Source organism: Flavobacterium taihuense (assembly GCF_019351435.1).
In the GTDB taxonomy this organism is placed as follows: Bacteria; Bacteroidota; Bacteroidia; order Flavobacteriales; family Flavobacteriaceae; genus Flavobacterium; species Flavobacterium taihuense.
This window is the reverse complement of sequence record NZ_JAHWYN010000003.1, coordinates 76,496-92,652: the sequence shown is the minus strand read 5'-3', so window position 1 is coordinate 92,652 and position 16,157 is coordinate 76,496. Positions and strand designations below refer to the sequence as shown.

Here is a 16,157-nt window from a genome sequence, read left to right as displayed (position 1 = left end):
AAAAGATGTTAAAAAACCAAATAAATACAGAGAATATCCCTAAACACCTGGCTATAATTATGGACGGGAATGGTCGTTGGGCGAAACAAAAAGGATTTCTAAGAACCCTAGGACATGAGAGCGGATCTAAATCCGTAAAAAAAATTATCCAAGAATGTTTGGATTTGGGGATAGAACACTTAACTCTTTACGCTTTCTCTACAGAAAACTGGAACAGGCCCAAACTTGAGGTTGATACATTAATGAGAGTTTTAATCAACTCATTAAAAAAAGAGCTCAAAACAATGCAAGAAGGCAACATCAAAATGAATGCTATTGGGAATCTGGAAAAATTACCAAAAAAAGCACAAATGCAATTATATGATGTAATAGACAAAACAAAAGACAACACGAAAATGACATTAACTCTTGCCTTAAGCTACGGATCTAGGGAAGAATTAGTAAATGTTGTAAAAATAATAAGCGATAAAGTTAAAAATAATATAATTTCAATAGACAGTATTGACGATTCAATTATAAATGAGCATCTTTACACGCATAATTTACCGGATGTTGATTTATTAATAAGAACTAGTGGTGAACACAGAATAAGTAATTTTTTGCTGTGGCAAATAGCCTATGCAGAATTATACTTTACGGATGTACTGTGGCCAGACTTTAAAGAACAAGATTTACATGAGGCTATCATTAGTTATCAAAAAAGAGAACGTCGATTTGGAAAAACAAGTGAACAAATTAAATAATTTTTTAGTGTTACATAAAAGCATAAAACTAGTCCTTACCTTTATAATATTAGGAACTTTTACCCAAATTAAAGCCCAAGACAGAGTGCCTTTTGACCAAGGTAAAAAATACATATTAGCAGATGTAAAAGTTGTTGGAGATATTAGCTTTAACCCTCAAACTGTAGTTACTTTTGCTGGACTGGAGAAAGGACAAGAAATTACAGTTCCGGGAGAACAAATCAGTAGTTCCATAAAAAAATTAGGAAAACTGGGGCTTTTTGATGAGATTTCATTTTATGTAAATCGTATAGAAAATGACAGTATATATCTGGATTTAAACATTAAGGAATTACCAAAAATAAATCAGGTAAAATTTGTTGGAGTATCCAAAAGTAAAACTGAGTCTTTCATTAAAGACAACGGCCTTACTAATGGTAAAATTGTCACCGAAAATTTAATCACTACCACAAAAAACTACATTGAAAAAAAATATAAGAAAGATGGCTTTTTCAATGCAAAAGTTTACATAACAACCACAAAAGACACTCTGACAACCAACCAAGTAAACATGCTTGTAAAAGTTGATATAGGCGATAAAGTCAAGATTTACAAAATTGATTTTGAAGGCAACAAAGATGTCTCAAGCAGCAAACTGCTTAGCTCTATGAAAAATACAAAAGTTAAAAACTCCATTAACTTTTTAAAGCGATCAAAATACATTGAAGACAAATACCAAGAAGATTTAGAAAAAATAGTCAATGACTACAAAAAAATAGGGTATCGTGATGCTCGTATTTTGGGAGATTCTGTCGCTTATAACAAAGAAAAGGATGCCATTTATATAAAAATTAAAGTAGAAGAAGGACTTAAATATTATTTTGGTAATATTAAATTCATTGGGAACACTGTTTATTCTGATGATGGCTTAAGAAGCATGTTAGGTATTCGTACAGGAGACGTATATAATGGAGTACTGCTACAGGAAAGGATTGCAGACAAATCAAAACCCGATGGAGAGGACATGACCAATTTGTACCAAAACAATGGATACCTATTTTCGAACATTAACGCCGTTGAAACCAAAACAGTAGATAACACTATTGATTTTGAAATCCGAATTACCGAAGGTCCGATTGCCTACTTCAACAAAATTACCGTTGTAGGAAACGATAAGACGAACGATGAAGTTATCTACCGAGAATTAAGAACAAAACCGGGAGAAAAATACAACAAAGGAGAATTAGTAAGAACCATCAGGGAGATTGGACAATTAGGCTTTTTTGACCCTGAAAAAATCGATCCTCAATTCAAAAATGTTGATTCTGGTGCCGGCACTGTAGATATCGAGTACCATGTAGTTGAAAAAGGAGCCAGCCAAATTGAACTTCAAGGTGGATATGGCGGTGGAGGTTTTGTGGGAACTTTAGGGTTGTCTTTCAACAACTTTTCGGCTAGAAACTTATTTAACAAAGATGCTTACCACCCGCTTCCAATGGGAGATGGCCAAAAAGTGGCATTACGTTTACAAGCAAGTTCATATTACAAGACCTATAGTTTGTCCTTTTCTGAACCATGGTTTGGAGGAAAAAGACCTATTCAATTTAGTAGTTCATTTGCTTTTAGCCAACAATATAGTTCCAACTATCAAACACAAAGAGTTGATAAATCAAAATACATAAACATTACTTCTTTGTCTGTGGGAATGGCAAAAAGATTGACTGTGCCAGATGATTTTTTCACACTTTCACAATCGATTAGCTACCAACAATACGATTTACATAATTACCTTTATGGTTTATTTACATTTGCAAATGGGCAATCTAAAAACCTTTCCTATACTATTGGCTTAACGAGAAACAGCAAAGGATTCAACCCTATATTCCCAACCTATGGTGCAGAATTTGGAGTAACTGGAGAATTTACGCTTCCGTACTCTGCATTTAACGGAGTAGATTACGCAACATTAGGAGAACAACAAAAATATAAATACATTTATGCAGGAACATCCTATGTGGATAATAATGACAGAGTCGTTAATGCAGGAGATTATCTTGATAAATTACCTTCATCTGGAGGAACAGTCCCAAATAAAGTAGACAATTATCAAGATGCAGTGGCTGATCCTTCAAAAGTGGATCAAGAAAAATACAAATGGTTAGAGTATTACAAAGTGCAATTTACAGGAGACTGGTTTACCAGTTTATATAAAAAATTAGTATTACGCACCTTAGTGCAATTCGGATTTTTAGGAGCATACAATCAAGACCGAGGAATTATTCCTTTTGAAAGATATTATTTAGGTGGTGATGGTATGGCTGGTAGTTCTATTGACGGAAGACAAAACATACAATTAAGAGGATATGAAAACGGAGCTTTAACTCCTGCAAGCACAAGTGGAGATGCTTATGGAGCTACTATTTATAATAAATTTTCATTAGAATTGCGTTATCCTATTACATTAAAAGCATCGGCTTCTATTTATGCCTTAACTTTTGCAGAAGCAGGACAGTCGTATGAATCATTGTCCGACTATCAACCGTTTAATTTAGCTCGTTCAGCTGGTGTTGGTTTAAGAGTATTTATGCCCGCATTTGGTTTATTAGGAATTGATTTCGGATATGGTTTTGATGCTGTTCCTGGAGCAATACAACCAAGTGGGTGGCAAACACATTTCATAATAGGTCAACAATTTTAAATACCTTTGTAGTGAAATTTCTAAATTTAAAAATTATGAGAAAAGATTTTTTATTTATAATTTTAACTTTATTTGCCGCTAATACAATTATTGCGCAAACCAAAGGAAACAAAGTGGGGTATATTGATATGGAATACATATTAGAAAATGTACCAGACTATATAGAAGCCAAAGCTCAACTAGAGCAAAAAGCACAAAAATGGAAATTAGAAATTGAAGCTAAAAAAATAGAAATTGATAAACTTACTGAAGCATTAAAAGCTGAAAAACCATTACTAACAGCTGAATTAATCGATGAAAGAGAAACAGAGATAAAATTTCTTGAAACCGAAAAACTAGATTACCAACAAAAAAGGTTTGGACCAAATGGTGATTTGATAATCCAAAAATCAGGATTAGTAAAACCAATCCAAGATCAAGTATTTACAGCTGTTCAAGACATTGCAGAAGCAAAAAAATATGATTTCATATTTGATAAGTCATCACATTTAACCATTCTTTTTGCCGCAAAAAGATTTGACATCAGTGATCAGGTAATTCGAATATTGAACCGAACAGAAAAAAGAGAACAATTAACAAAAAAACAGCAAAAAGAAGAACAGGCAAAAGAAGAAAAAGAAGATGCTATAGACGAAAATCCTGTACTAGCTGAAAGAGAAAAAGCTTTATTAGACAAAAAAGCAGCCAGAGAGAAATTAGTAGCCGACAAAAAACAGGCACAAGAGGAAGCTAAAAAAAAATACGAAGAAAAAAGGAAACAATTATTAGCTGAAAGGGAAGCCAAAAAAAATGGCACAGTTATTGCAAACCAAAAAACAACGATTGAAAGCACAAATCCCCCAAATGATATTAACGAGACTGAAAAAACAACCACAACGGATGGGGAAACAGTAACCGAAGAGATTAAACCAACGATTCAGGAGGAACGCAAAAAAGCTTTAGAAGAAAAAAGAAAAAAAATACTCGAAGAAAGAGAAGCTAACAAAAAGGCCCTTGAAGAAAAAAGATTAAAAGAACTTCAAGATCGGGAGGCTATAAAAAAAGCAAATGAAGAGAAATTAAAAGAAAACAAATAATACAAATACTAATTAATTACTAAATATTTTAAAACGATGAAACAATTCAAAACTTTACTAATTGCTGCGATACTATTTTTAGGAGCTACTCAAATTTCACAAGCTCAAACTAAAGTTGCTCATGTTGATGTTAGCGAAATAATGGGAAAATTGCCAGCTATGCTTGATGCTCAAAAACAATTGGAAAAATTAAGCGGGACTTATGATGCAGACTACAAAAAAATGGTTGAAGAATACCAAGCAAAATTAAAAAAGTATGAAGCTGAATCTGCTACTGTTACTGAAGCTGTAAATCAAGAACGTTCAAAAGAAGTTCAAGACATGCAAAAAAGAATTGTTGACTTCAGAGACAATGCCCAAAAAGAATTACAAACTAAAGAATCTGAAATTGTAAAACCAATTATGGAAAAAGTAAGAGCTTCTATTCAAAAAGTTGGTAAAGCTAAAGGATTTCAATATGTCCTTGACGGATCTACTCTTTTGCTTGCTGACGGAACAAACATTACTGCTGATGTAAAAAAAGATTTAGGATTTTAATCCTTTAAAATACAATTACAAACTGCTCCTCCAAAATTATTGGTTGAGCAGTTTTTTTTTACACTATAAAATATAGTATATTTAAGCTGTAGCTTTTAAATTTTCAACCATGACAAACGACAGACCAATTGGAGTTTTTGATTCTGGAATTGGAGGAACCTCCATCTGGAAAGCCATTCATGATTTACTACCAAACGAACAAACCATCTACCTTGCAGACAGCAAAAATGCTCCTTATGGTCAAAAATCAAAAGCTGAGATTATTGCTTTAAGCATGAAAAACGCTGATTTGCTGATCGAAATGGGATGTAAACTAATAGTTGTAGCCTGTAACACTGCCACGACTAATGCTATTCAAGAGTTAAGAGCAAAATACTCCATCCCTTTTATTGGCATAGAGCCTGCCATTAAACCTGCAGCAACACACTCCAAAACTCAAACAATAGGAATCCTAGCCACAAAAGGGACTTTAAACAGTGAACTTTTCAACAAAACCACTGAAAAATACCAAGACATCAAAATCATCGAACAAATAGGCCATGGACTAGTTCAACTAATTGAAGATGGTCAAATCAATTCCCCTGAAATGACTCAATTGCTTTATTCCTATCTTACTCCTATGATTGACGCCAATATTGATTATCTGGTATTGGGTTGCAGTCACTACCCCTATTTGATTCCGCAGATAAAGCAAATACTCCCAGAACACATTCATATCATTGATTCAGGTGAAGCAGTGGCCAAACAAACCCAGAATATACTAAGAGACAAAGTCGGTTTTTCATCAGCAAAAAACAGTACACCCATTTTTTACACAAATACCAACCCAAAAGTTTTAACCGAAATTTTAGATAACAAATACAAAGTCGAACAAAGGGATTTCTAAACTATTCTAACTTTTTTCTAACAAACCAAATCCCGTCTAAATTAAGATTCAAAGTCAATTTGTGATAATTTTCTTGAATTAGTGAATTCGTGATTTGTCCTTTTTGCCCGTAAGTGTAGGAAATAAATAAAGCCGAAGACATATGGTCCAAAGGCAGAGAAAGCCCCATTGAAAGATTCTTATCCTCAATCTTTTTATTGTCTACTTCTAAGTAACCTGTGTCGTAATTAACACCCACAGCATATTTTATTCGATCAAAATAGCTTCTTGATGCTCTGGCTCTTTGATAAGACAGTCCCAAAGCAAATTTTTCCTGATTGGAAAAACTACCATACATATCAGATTCATTTGTAGCGTCCCAAAATCTTTTCTCATAATCAAAAACAATACTCAGTTTGTTTTTAAAGGTTTTATTGAACCCAATCCCTAGTTCTAAAGGCAAATAAAAATCATCAGTATTTGATTTTTTATCTATCTCCAAAGTAGATGTACCAGTACCATTTACAACAGTAACAGATTGAATTTTGGTTGCATTTACACGTGTTGGGGATTTTACATTTAATCCAAAAGTCAATAGCGGACTCATTTTGAATTGTGAACTCAAAATAGGTCGAATACCGGTGTAACTCAATTTTTTATCTATACTGGTAACTGAGCTATTGATTTCATATGTCCTTTCATCAGTAGTATTTCCAAAAAGGACAGAAGCAGAAAAACCTAATGATAACTTATTACTCAATTTATAGGCATACGACACATCCAAATTATTCAACCCACCTGTCCCAATTACATCCAAATAATAATATTCATTACTTCCGTCGATTATCGGGATTTTTAATTCAGAAATTTTAAAAGAGGAACTAGAATACGGCATCATTGCAACACTAAATGCCGATTTATTGTTAATTGGAAAAGCAAATGCAAAATGGGAAAACTGAAAATTATTTCGATTTTCTTTTTTTAAATTATCTTCAAAAGAAGATTGAATTCCCGTCCCTCCTACCTCAAAAAAGAAATTATTGGCTGCAATGGTAACCAGTGAAGCAGCATTTTTATTATTGATAAAACTATCCGAAGGCAACGCTATTCCTGCAGCACCTAGAGATGGAACTAACCCAAAATTAGATTCATACAAACTTCCCAATCCATAAAGTGAATAAGGAGAAGTCGCAATACTTTGAGAGTACGAAAAAAAAGAAGCAAAAAAAACTAAAACAAAAAAAGGACAACTCTTTTTCATTTAATATGTTATATAATAGATTTGTAATTTCATCTTGTTCTCTTTGTTGGTTTGATCGCCCAATGCAACTCGATCTACTATTTTAGATAAAGTGGGCAATGTAAAGAGTAGACCGCTCTTTGAATCAGACTCTTTCAACATTTCCTTTTGCAAAAAAGATCCCAGAGATAATTCATAATTCACACTTTCATCGAATTCATCATTTGTATTGTTTAGAATAGCAACACTATTTTCACCCGATGAATTGGTTAGTGTTGCTTTTATTCGATTTAATTTATCAACTACATAAACACTCAATTTTTCAGGCAATGGAAACATTTCCGAATATGAATTCTTAACTGGTTTCATTATTAACTTAGCATCAACTATAGCTCCTTTCTCCGAAAGGTATTTTAGTTGCTTAATATTAGGAAAATCTACCCTACATACTATTCCAGTACCCGACTGAATGAACCCTGCATTGCCGGTGTACAAACTGGACAAATTCATTTTGGATAACGGTAAGTCTTGAATTAGTGTTCCTGCCCGATCTGATGAAATAGCATTAAACTGCTTGCTAACATCCAGAATAGTGAAGTCTTTTTTATAGGTATCTTCGGTATCTCCTGTTCCTTTAGAATAATAGAGCCGAAGCACACTCAACATATTAAAACCAATTATACCCGCAGAAGCATTAGTAGAGGATTTCAAAACAAAGCCTTTCAAATATTCTGTAAACTCACTGGATGTAGTAATCTCATTATTCTTGAGCTTATTAAAAAGTTCCATTCCAAATTCATTATCCACTTTGATATTAATACTATCTCTACCTATTGGCTTCGGCTTATACGTTATTGTACCTAAACTGGGATCGTCATAATTCAAGCTGGAATTATTATAAAAACTGGCATCATTAACATTGGGCTTAAACTTTTTAATCACTCTGTGAATGTTTAAGGTTTGGACTTTGGTTGTGTCTGCATAATAATAATCATCATATCTTAAAATCATTGCAATGGAATCAAACACATATCCTGTGGCATCAGTATCAGAGTTTTGGCTATAAAGATTAAATGCAGTTGTCGATACTTGAAAATAACTATCTGCCTTCACTTTTCCAAAAATTGGGTCATCATAATTCCCTACCAAAATCCTGCTCGCACCAGAAGTAACCAATGAATCTAATTTGATAGTTGAAACCTCTACGGTAACAGTATCTATTGAGATGACTTTATTTTTTATTGCCAGATAATCAGCTCCTACAAGAAACTCTCCTACATCTGCATCAGAATCACAGGAAATCATCAACAAACTCAAAAACATTAAAAACAAAAACTTGTACATACCTACTTTTTAGGACAAATATATACGCGCTACTTCCAGCAGTCCTAATAACATATACTGTTCACTTTATTCAATCTATAAAAAGAGACAAACTGTCTACGATTAGGTATTTGCCTTCAAATAGAGATTCAACCTTACTAATACCTCGTTTGTCTATGAAATAAGGTCATGCATATATAATCTTTTTTATTCATTGACAACACAACTACTTTTGAATCAATAATTAAATAATGAGAATAGACAACTTTACAAGGCTTTTGATCTTGATCCCAATATTTAGTGTTTCTGCACAAAAAGGATTTACAATTGATCTTAACATGAAAACAGAACCCTTAGAAAATGGCTCTATAAAACAAACTGAGATTGGAATGCTATTTTTTAAAAACACAGGAACAAAAAATAAAATGACAAATACTTTTAAATACAAAAGCTCAACAATTAAAAATGAAATTGAAACCTATCTTATAAAAAATTATGTTACAAATTATAACAATACTCATTTTAATGGTTTTGAAAACACTTTTGAATTTTCACACCAATTAACAGAGAAAACAAAATTGAATATTGAAGTGAAACCTACAGCCAATTATGAAAGTAATTTAGATATTTCAGATGTAACCCTTTTAGGAGGAATAGGGATTAACCAATCATTCAATAAAAACAATAGCATTGATGTGGGAATAAAAAGAATGACCGTTTTTGGAAAACCTGAAATATTGCCAACATTCTCCTTTAATCATCACTTCAATAAAGAAGCTTATTTAAAATTAGGATTCCCCAATTCCGAACTATCCTATTCGAATTCAATTCGAAATAAATTCAGCATAAACAATGACTTAAGTGGCAGTAGTTACAATCTGGATCAATCTATTGTAACTGACGGTTCAACCAACATATCAAAAGTGGGATTCTCTCAAATGGAAACCACACTTCAACTCGAAAGGAATATGGATTCCTCCTGGTACATCAGTCTCAAAGCCGGATACTCGTCAAATAAAGAATTCAAATTTTCTGATGAAAATAGAACAAATGAAATGAATAAAACTTTAAAAAACGGAAGTGTCTTTTCCGTAAGTATAAAATACAAACTTTAATAAACACCATGCACATTATGAAACATTTAAAAAAAGGAATATTTCTTAGCACTTTACTTATTAGCTTAATTTCCATCAGCTGTAGTAACAACGATGATGAAGATGACAAACTAGGCAATTGGATAAAAAAATCCGCATTTGATGGCCCAGCGCGTTCTAGTGCGACTAGTTTCGTCATTGGTATTTATGCCTATGTGACTACAGGTTATACTGGTGACGAGTATCTAAATGACCTTTGGGCATACAACTCTAGTGGTGACTATTGGGAACAAAAAGCTGATTTTATAGGTATTGCCAGAAGTTCCGGATCTGGGTTTGAATTAGACGGAAAAGGGTATGTAGGTCTTGGTTATGATGGAACCAATAAATTAAAAGATTTTTATCAATACAATCCGGATACAAATACTTGGATACAAAAAACAGATTTTGCCGGAACAGCTCGCTATGGAGCCGTAGGGTTTCAAGTAGGTGGAAAAGCATTTTTAGGTACAGGATACGATGGCAATTATCTAAAAGATTTTTACCAATACAACGCTACCGATAATTCTTGGATTCAAGTAAATGGCTTCAGTGGCAATAAAAGAAGAAATGCAACTGTATTTGTCATCAATGATATTGCCTATTTAGGAACAGGAATAAATAGCGGCGTTAACCAATCAGATTTTTGGGCGTTTGATCCACGCACTGATGTTTGGACCAGAAAAAGAGATTTCGATGATGATGAAGAAGATCACGACACTTATTCTATTAAAAGATCTAATGCTTCAAGTTTTGCAATTAATGGTTTAGGTTATATAAGTTGTGGGGAAAGCTCAAAAACCATTTGGGAATACAATCCAAATACTGACATTTGGACAGAGAAAACACCATTGGAAGGCTCTGGAAGGTCTGACGCAATTGGAGTAACTATTAATGAAGAGAGAGCTTTCATTATGCTAGGAAAATCAGGAACCTCCTATTTTGATGATGTTTGGGAATTTAAACCTAACCAAGAACAAAATGATGATGACAACTAATACAAAAAATGAATTCTTCTGGAAGCTACTCCAGAAGAATTTTTTATCTGTTTTTAATTTATTCATCATCATATTCCTGATAGGATTGTTAATATTTATATCTTGCCAAAAGGAAGAAAGTCTAAAAATTCAATCCATAAAGATTAATAATGGATGGGGTTACTCCATTACAAAAAATGAAAAAATAATCATTAAGCAAACAGTTATACCTGTCATAGGTAAAAATAAAAACTTCCAAACAGAAAAAGAAGCTTTGGCAATTGGGCAATTGGTTTTAAAAAAATTGAATGCCAATAATTCCCCAACTATTACAAAAAATGATTTAATTTTATTAAAAATAAAAATATAGATGAATATAGTAACAATAAAAAATAACAACTCAAACAAAATACTCATACACAGTATTATTTGGTGTTTTTTTATTTGTACCTCCCTTATTCAATTTTACGAAAGTCCGTTTCACATCAATACCGATTTTTATATTCAATGGATAACGGGGATACTATTGTTTTATCTCAATTATACTTATCTCGTTCCCAATTTGCTTCTGCAAAAAAAATACGGCTATTATTTTGGCATTCTCTTCGTTTCAATATTGATTTTCTTAGTCATCAGATATCAGTTTTTCATGCCTGAATTTAGTGAAATGAAACCTCCGAATTCGTTAAATTATCCGAAAATACCAAATGTCGGAAACGAAATGGATCATAGAATCTACAAAAAAGACAAACCTTTTTTCTTTAAAATTGTACCTTCTTTCTTTTATCTATTAATCGTTGCCATTAGCACTATAATCAAAACATTATCTGAGTTTTATAATGACCAGCAAAACAAATTAATTGCCGAAACTCAAAGAACAGCAATAGAATTAAACTATTTAAGAAAACAGACTAACCCACACTTTCTATTCAACTCACTCAATAGCATATATTCATTGGCCCATAAAAAATCGGATTTGGTGCCCGATGCCATCGTCACTTTATCAGAAATGATGCGGTATATGCTTTATGAAACGGACAATAAATCAGTTTTACTTGAAAAAGAAATCAATTACATTAAAAACTACATCGAATTACAAAAATTAAGACTCAATAACATTGAAAACATCAGTATAAATATTCATGGTGACACCAAAAACAAGTTTATTGAACCCATGCTACTAATTTCGTTTATTGAAAACGCGTTCAAATATGGAACCGACTATAAAGGAACTGCGTATGTCAAAATCAAAATAACAATAGATAAAAATATACTGACTTTTTGGGTAGAAAACAAAATTGAAAATAATCGAAAAGATCCTGAAAATTCAGGAATTGGTCTGACCAATATTAAAAACAGACTTAACTTGCTGTATCCAAACGCGCATCAACTCAATCTAACAACAACAGAGACGGATTATACTGTACATTTGGTTTTACAATTGGATCAAATGCAACTACAAGCAAATTCAACTTTTATATCATCATAATTAATTTTTAAAAATATGAAATGTGTCATTATAGACGACGAACCATTGGCAGTAGATTTATTGGTGGAATTTGTTGGAAGAGTCGATTCGCTTGAACTGGTTACCACATTTACAAATGCAATAGATGCCATATCCATAATCAACCAATCCCAAATTGATTTGATTTTTTTGGACATCGAAATGCCACATTTTACCGGAATTGATTTCATCAATGCCATAGAAAAAAAACCTTTAATCATTTTTACTACTGCGTATTCCGATTATGCAGTCGAGGGATTTAATCTTGGGGCTGTAGATTATTTGGTAAAGCCCATTCCATTTAACCGTTTTCTAAAATCTGTTTTACGGGCGCAACAAATCTTTACTCCAAAAAGCTTATTGGCCACAGATGCAATAGTTAACACACCAGAAATAGAAAATGATTTTATGTTTGTTCGTGCCGAATATGAGAATGTAAAACTAAATTTTGCTGATATTTTATTTATTGAAGGATTGAAGGATTATGTCAAAATATACACAACCGACAATAAATACACATTAACATTAATCAGTTTAATAAAACTGGAAAACCTATTGTCTACGAAAGGCTTCGCAAGAGTCCATCGCTCTTACATCATTAATATCAAACACGTAAAATCCATCCAAAAAAACAAGGTTTTAATCGCCGAGAAAAGAATCCCAATTAGCGAAAGCTACAAAACTTCTTTCTTCGAAAAAATAAAGCTTTGATCTTAAGCTCTCGCTTGAGTAAAAATCTATTATTCTTTAAACCAACTTGAATACATCACGTAGTTATTAGAGATGCGCTGTATTTCACCAGCAAAGTTTGACTGGTCAATATCTTTTACTTTCTTGGCAGGTACGCCTGCCCATATAGTTCCCGACTCCACTATTGTATTTTGAGTAATCACAGCACCTGCAGCAATAATTGAATTGCTTTCAATTGTGCAATTATCCATAACAATAGCTCCCATCCCTATTAACACATTGTCCTGAATGGTACAGCCATGAACAATTGCATTATGACCTATGGAAACATTATTTCCAATAACCGTGGGATGCTTTTGATACGTACAATGCACAATTGCCCCATCTTGAATGTTTACTTTATTTCCGATTTTTATAAAATGCACATCACCTCGAATTACAGCATTGAACCACACACTGCATTGAGAACCAAAAGTAACATCTCCAACTATAGTAGCGTTTTCAGCTACATAACAATCCTCTGGAATAACAGGTAATTTCCCATTTACAGCCTTTATTATCATTTTTTTTTAAAATAAATATTAATTAATTGCTGGACAATTACAATCGTATTTTACAGGTTTACATAAAAAATTAATACCTAAAGTCAGCTGATGAAAACCTGCATTGTCATATTGAATATCACCTAATAGGTAGGTGTATGTGTAGGCAAACATAAAGTTTTTATAATTGAAACCTAAAACTGGTGTGATGTACTGCAATTTTTGGCTATTTGTTCCGCTACCACTAATGTAATCAGCTCCATCAAAACTTCTTCTATAGGACAAACCACCCCATAATTGTCCCATGTTCAAATTTTTATAAACTTTCATGTTCATGTCCAATGCACTCTCTTTGGTTTTATCCACAAATTGGTATAAAAGAGAAGGTTCAAATAAAATTTTATCGGCATTCCCAAAAACATAACCGCCACTAACAATAAATTTCCTCAAGTTATCACTTTCATATTCTGAATAAATAGTTTGTCTTGTTTCCAAAACATTCTTAACAACAGCATTAAAACTAAAATCAAGTAAATTATAAGAGGCTCCTATATCTAAATTAAAATAAGAAGCATGATCAACTACATTTCCAACTAGTGGATCAGGATCCGTAAACTTGCTTTCATCCAATTGACTTTGATTAACACCAACATTAACACCAAAGGATAATTGGTTCAAATCAACTTCATCTCTTGAAAACATAATATGATGAGCATAAGTTGCCTTAAAACCAAATTGAGAATGATACCCGTTGACATCATTAAAAACTATGGCACCAACCCCCGATTTCTCACCAACTCTTCCATTGTAACTTAAAGTTTGAAGAGCGGGTGCATCTGTTTGATCAAACCATTGCCCCCTCACAGTAAGTCTTAGTTTAGAACAATTGGAAGCCCCTGCCATAGAGGGGAAAATCAAGTAATAATTATCAGACAAATAATCCGAATATACAGGTATTCCTTCCTGCGAAAAAGTATTTATACTAATAAAAAAAAGGACGACTGCAAACTTGATTTTGATATACATTAAGGGGCTATTTTATATAATTAATCACGAAAAAAAAACATTTGTTAATTTATTCATTAAAAAATCAAATATAGTTAATCGTAGAAAATAACTTTACTAAATTTGTAAAAAATCACAAAAATCATGATAAAAGTTACTATAAAAGAAACACAAAACCCCACGATAATAAAATTCGAATTTCAAGACTTTATAACTCAAAATGAAAGTTTTGAATTTAAAAATATAGATGAAGCCAAAGTATCACCATTGGCACAGCAACTTTTCTATTTACCATTTGTAAAAACAGTTTATATCTCTGGTAATTTTATAGCTATTGAAAGATTTAGCATTGTAGAATGGGACGATGTAAAAGAAGCAGTAGCCGAACAAATTGAAGCTTATGTAAACAAAGGAGGAGCTATAATCACTGTTGATGAAAACAAAACCAAAAAACAGCCTGTTACTGTTTATGGAGAATCTACTCCAAATCCGGCTGCGCTAAAATTTGTTATCAATAAAATGATTACAAAAAATGCAGTTGAATTCAAAAACATAGACCAAAGTGCACCTTCTCCATTGGCAACCGAATTATTTAAATTCCCTTATGTAAAAGAAATCTTTATTGATGAAAATTACATTTCGGTTACTAAATATGACGTCAGTGAATGGCAAGATATTACAATGGAATTGAGAACTTTCATCAAACAATTTATCGAAAATGGTGGAACGGTACTAGATGAAACTTTGATTCAGACTATCGTTAAAGATGAAAAAACAAAAGATGAATCTTTTGATTCATTGGATGAAACATCTCAAAAGATCATAAATATTTTGGAAGAATATGTAAAACCGGCTGTCGCTGCAGATGGCGGAAATATTCTTTTTGATTCGTATGACGAGTCTTCAAAAACTGTAAAAGTAATTATGCAAGGTGCTTGTAATGGCTGTCCCTCATCTACTTTTACTTTAAAAAGCGGTATTGAAAACATGTTGAAAAGCATGTTGAATGACGAAGGAATTAAAGTAGAAGCCGTTTAATTATAAAATTTAAATTTTTATCTTAAAGCGTTTCTATTCGGAAACGCTTTTTTTTTAACGCCCAAAAATAAATTTTAGCAACAAAACTTTTTATAAAAAAAAATCTAATTATAAATCCGAATCAAAACATTCGATTCCGAAAAATATATTGATTTTCAATATTTTACAAGTTAATTCACTTGAAGCTCATAAAAAAAAGATTACTTTTGACTCCTTAACTAAAAATAAAAAACCATGGGAGTATCATCATTTTTTAAGAATTTATTTGGCTCAGCCAAAGAAACTACAAAAGAAATTGTAGACCAAGCTGAATCAACCATTGAAGAAACCAAAATAGCGGCTCAACCTTATGTTGAAAAAGCTGAAGCTTTTTTAGAAGAAACTGTAAACAAAGCTAAAGAAACTGCTACACCTTATATGGAAAAAGCAGAAACAATTGTAGAAGAAACAGTAACCCAATTAAAAGAGACGGCAACTCCAATACTAAAAAAAGCAGAAACATTTGTGGAAGAAACTATATCCAAAGCAAAAGAAACAGCTACTCCTCATGTTGAAAAAGCCGAAGCATTTGTAGAAGATGCAGTCGCCAAGGCAAAAGAAACTGCTGCACCCTACATTGAAAAAGCAGAATCAATACTAGAAGATGTCAAAGCAAAAGGGACAGAAGCTATAGATAGTCTAACAGAAAAAGGGACTGCTACCGACCCAAAAAAAATTGAAAAACCAAATGAGACTGAAGAAGTATCGGAATAGCTTTTTATAAAAAATATAAAAATTGTACTTTTGCAATTCAATTTACAACCT

At 32.5% G+C, this 16,157-nt stretch carries 16 protein-coding genes; 12 read left to right on the top strand and 4 right to left on the bottom strand.

The annotated features are described in order from the left end of the window. Positions 1-5: 5 nt before the first annotated feature. From uppS to murI, 5 genes are all read left to right on the top strand, one after another. Positions 6-743, top strand: coding sequence for an undecaprenyl pyrophosphate synthase (gene uppS, locus KZH69_RS03805; protein WP_219316137.1), 738 nt, complete (start codon positions 6-8; stop codon positions 741-743). Beyond that, a complete protein-coding gene (locus KZH69_RS03800; RefSeq protein ID WP_219316136.1) occupies positions 676-3,420 on the top strand; it encodes a BamA/OMP85 family outer membrane protein in 2,745 nt (914 codons plus the stop codon). Before uppS ends, KZH69_RS03800 begins: the two co-directional genes overlap by 68 nt. A gap of 35 nt (positions 3,421-3,455) precedes the next feature. Beyond that, positions 3,456-4,496, top strand: coding sequence for an OmpH/Skp family outer membrane protein (locus tag KZH69_RS03795; RefSeq protein WP_219316135.1), 1,041 nt, complete (start codon positions 3,456-3,458; stop codon positions 4,494-4,496). 36 nt (positions 4,497-4,532) lie between these two features. After that, on the top strand, positions 4,533-5,033 hold the full coding sequence (locus KZH69_RS03790) for an OmpH/Skp family outer membrane protein (protein WP_219316134.1): 501 nt from the start codon (positions 4,533-4,535) through the stop codon (positions 5,031-5,033). Between the two features lie 109 nt (positions 5,034-5,142). Continuing rightward, positions 5,143-5,919: a glutamate racemase gene (gene murI / locus KZH69_RS03785; RefSeq protein WP_219316133.1), complete on the top strand. Its 777-nt coding sequence runs from the start codon at positions 5,143-5,145 to the stop codon at positions 5,917-5,919. 1 nt (position 5,920) lies between these two features. Here murI and bamG read toward each other — a convergent pair whose 3' ends face one another. Next, positions 5,921-7,159, bottom strand: a complete 1,239-nt coding sequence (gene bamG / locus KZH69_RS03780; protein WP_219316132.1) for a BamG family beta-barrel-assembly machinery protein — start codon at positions 7,157-7,159, stop codon at positions 5,921-5,923. Continuing rightward, positions 7,160-8,482 carry a DUF4270 family protein gene (locus KZH69_RS03775; protein WP_219316131.1) on the bottom strand — a complete coding sequence of 441 codons (1,323 nt, stop codon included), beginning with the start codon at positions 8,480-8,482 and terminating at the stop codon, positions 7,160-7,162. Between the two features lie 317 nt (positions 8,483-8,799). Here KZH69_RS03775 and KZH69_RS03770 point away from each other — a divergent pair, with 317 nt between their 5' ends. The 5 genes from KZH69_RS03770 to KZH69_RS03750 are packed head-to-tail and all read left to right on the top strand — an operon-like array spanning position 8,800 to position 12,789. Next, positions 8,800-9,576 carry a DUF6268 family outer membrane beta-barrel protein gene (locus tag KZH69_RS03770; protein ID WP_219316130.1) on the top strand — a complete coding sequence of 259 codons (777 nt, stop codon included), beginning with the start codon at positions 8,800-8,802 and terminating at the stop codon, positions 9,574-9,576. A 17-nt stretch (positions 9,577-9,593) separates the two neighbouring features. Continuing rightward, complete coding sequence (locus KZH69_RS03765; protein WP_219316129.1) at positions 9,594-10,592, top strand: Kelch repeat-containing protein; 999 nt, start codon at positions 9,594-9,596, stop codon at positions 10,590-10,592. After that, complete coding sequence (locus tag KZH69_RS03760; protein WP_219316128.1) at positions 10,582-10,941, top strand: DUF4907 domain-containing protein; 360 nt, start codon at positions 10,582-10,584, stop codon at positions 10,939-10,941. The genes KZH69_RS03765 and KZH69_RS03760 overlap by 11 nt, the downstream gene beginning before the upstream one ends. Then, a complete protein-coding gene (locus KZH69_RS03755; protein WP_219316127.1) occupies positions 10,942-12,060 on the top strand; it encodes a sensor histidine kinase in 1,119 nt (372 codons plus the stop codon). Positions 12,061-12,075: 15 nt separating this feature from the next. Then, complete coding sequence (locus KZH69_RS03750; RefSeq protein ID WP_219316126.1) at positions 12,076-12,789, top strand: LytR/AlgR family response regulator transcription factor; 714 nt, start codon at positions 12,076-12,078, stop codon at positions 12,787-12,789. 29 nt (positions 12,790-12,818) lie between these two features. On the opposite strand, the gene KZH69_RS03745 is transcribed toward KZH69_RS03750, so the two are convergent. Together KZH69_RS03745 and KZH69_RS03740 are read right to left on the bottom strand one after the other, a co-directional pair. After that, a complete protein-coding gene (locus KZH69_RS03745) occupies positions 12,819-13,331 on the bottom strand; it encodes a gamma carbonic anhydrase family protein (RefSeq protein WP_219316125.1) in 513 nt (170 codons plus the stop codon). Between the two features lie 18 nt (positions 13,332-13,349). After that, positions 13,350-14,336, bottom strand: coding sequence for a PorP/SprF family type IX secretion system membrane protein (locus KZH69_RS03740; RefSeq protein WP_219316124.1), 987 nt, complete (start codon positions 14,334-14,336; stop codon positions 13,350-13,352). A 123-nt stretch (positions 14,337-14,459) separates the two neighbouring features. On the opposite strand from KZH69_RS03740, the gene KZH69_RS03735 reads away from it, so the two are divergent. Both KZH69_RS03735 and KZH69_RS03730 read left to right on the top strand, forming a co-directional pair. Next, positions 14,460-15,353: a NifU family protein gene (locus KZH69_RS03735; protein WP_219316123.1), complete on the top strand. Its 894-nt coding sequence runs from the start codon at positions 14,460-14,462 to the stop codon at positions 15,351-15,353. 234 nt (positions 15,354-15,587) lie between these two features. Further along, positions 15,588-16,106: an apolipoprotein A1/A4/E family protein gene (locus tag KZH69_RS03730; RefSeq protein WP_219316122.1), complete on the top strand. Its 519-nt coding sequence runs from the start codon at positions 15,588-15,590 to the stop codon at positions 16,104-16,106. Positions 16,107-16,157 lie beyond the last annotated feature (51 nt).

Excerpts from the sequence above, each read along its gene's own strand:
- KZH69_RS03775 (WP_219316131.1), bottom strand. The coding sequence starts at position 8,482 with ATGTACAAGTTTTTGTTTTTAATGTTTTTGAGTTTGTTGATGATTTCC.
- KZH69_RS03745 (WP_219316125.1), bottom strand. The coding sequence starts at position 13,331 with ATGATAATAAAGGCTGTAAATGGGAAATTACCTGTTATTCCAGAGGAT.
- KZH69_RS03765 (WP_219316129.1), top strand. The coding sequence starts at position 9,594 with ATGAAACATTTAAAAAAAGGAATATTTCTTAGCACTTTACTTATTAGC.
- KZH69_RS03790 (WP_219316134.1), top strand. The coding sequence starts at position 4,533 with ATGAAACAATTCAAAACTTTACTAATTGCTGCGATACTATTTTTAGGA.
- KZH69_RS03730 (WP_219316122.1), top strand. The coding sequence starts at position 15,588 with ATGGGAGTATCATCATTTTTTAAGAATTTATTTGGCTCAGCCAAAGAA.
- KZH69_RS03755 (WP_219316127.1), top strand. The coding sequence starts at position 10,942 with ATGAATATAGTAACAATAAAAAATAACAACTCAAACAAAATACTCATA.
- KZH69_RS03750 (WP_219316126.1), top strand. The coding sequence starts at position 12,076 with ATGAAATGTGTCATTATAGACGACGAACCATTGGCAGTAGATTTATTG.
- uppS (WP_219316137.1), top strand. The coding sequence starts at position 6 with ATGTTAAAAAACCAAATAAATACAGAGAATATCCCTAAACACCTGGCT.
- bamG (WP_219316132.1), bottom strand. The coding sequence starts at position 7,159 with ATGAAAAAGAGTTGTCCTTTTTTTGTTTTAGTTTTTTTTGCTTCTTTT.
- KZH69_RS03770 (WP_219316130.1), top strand. The coding sequence starts at position 8,800 with ATGAAAACAGAACCCTTAGAAAATGGCTCTATAAAACAAACTGAGATT.
- KZH69_RS03735 (WP_219316123.1), top strand. The coding sequence starts at position 14,460 with ATGATAAAAGTTACTATAAAAGAAACACAAAACCCCACGATAATAAAA.
- murI (WP_219316133.1), top strand. The coding sequence starts at position 5,143 with ATGACAAACGACAGACCAATTGGAGTTTTTGATTCTGGAATTGGAGGA.
- KZH69_RS03795 (WP_219316135.1), top strand. The coding sequence starts at position 3,456 with ATGAGAAAAGATTTTTTATTTATAATTTTAACTTTATTTGCCGCTAAT.
- KZH69_RS03760 (WP_219316128.1), top strand. The coding sequence starts at position 10,582 with ATGACAACTAATACAAAAAATGAATTCTTCTGGAAGCTACTCCAGAAG.
- KZH69_RS03740 (WP_219316124.1), bottom strand. The coding sequence starts at position 14,336 with ATGTATATCAAAATCAAGTTTGCAGTCGTCCTTTTTTTTATTAGTATA.
- KZH69_RS03800 (WP_219316136.1), top strand. The coding sequence starts at position 676 with ATGAGGCTATCATTAGTTATCAAAAAAGAGAACGTCGATTTGGAAAAA.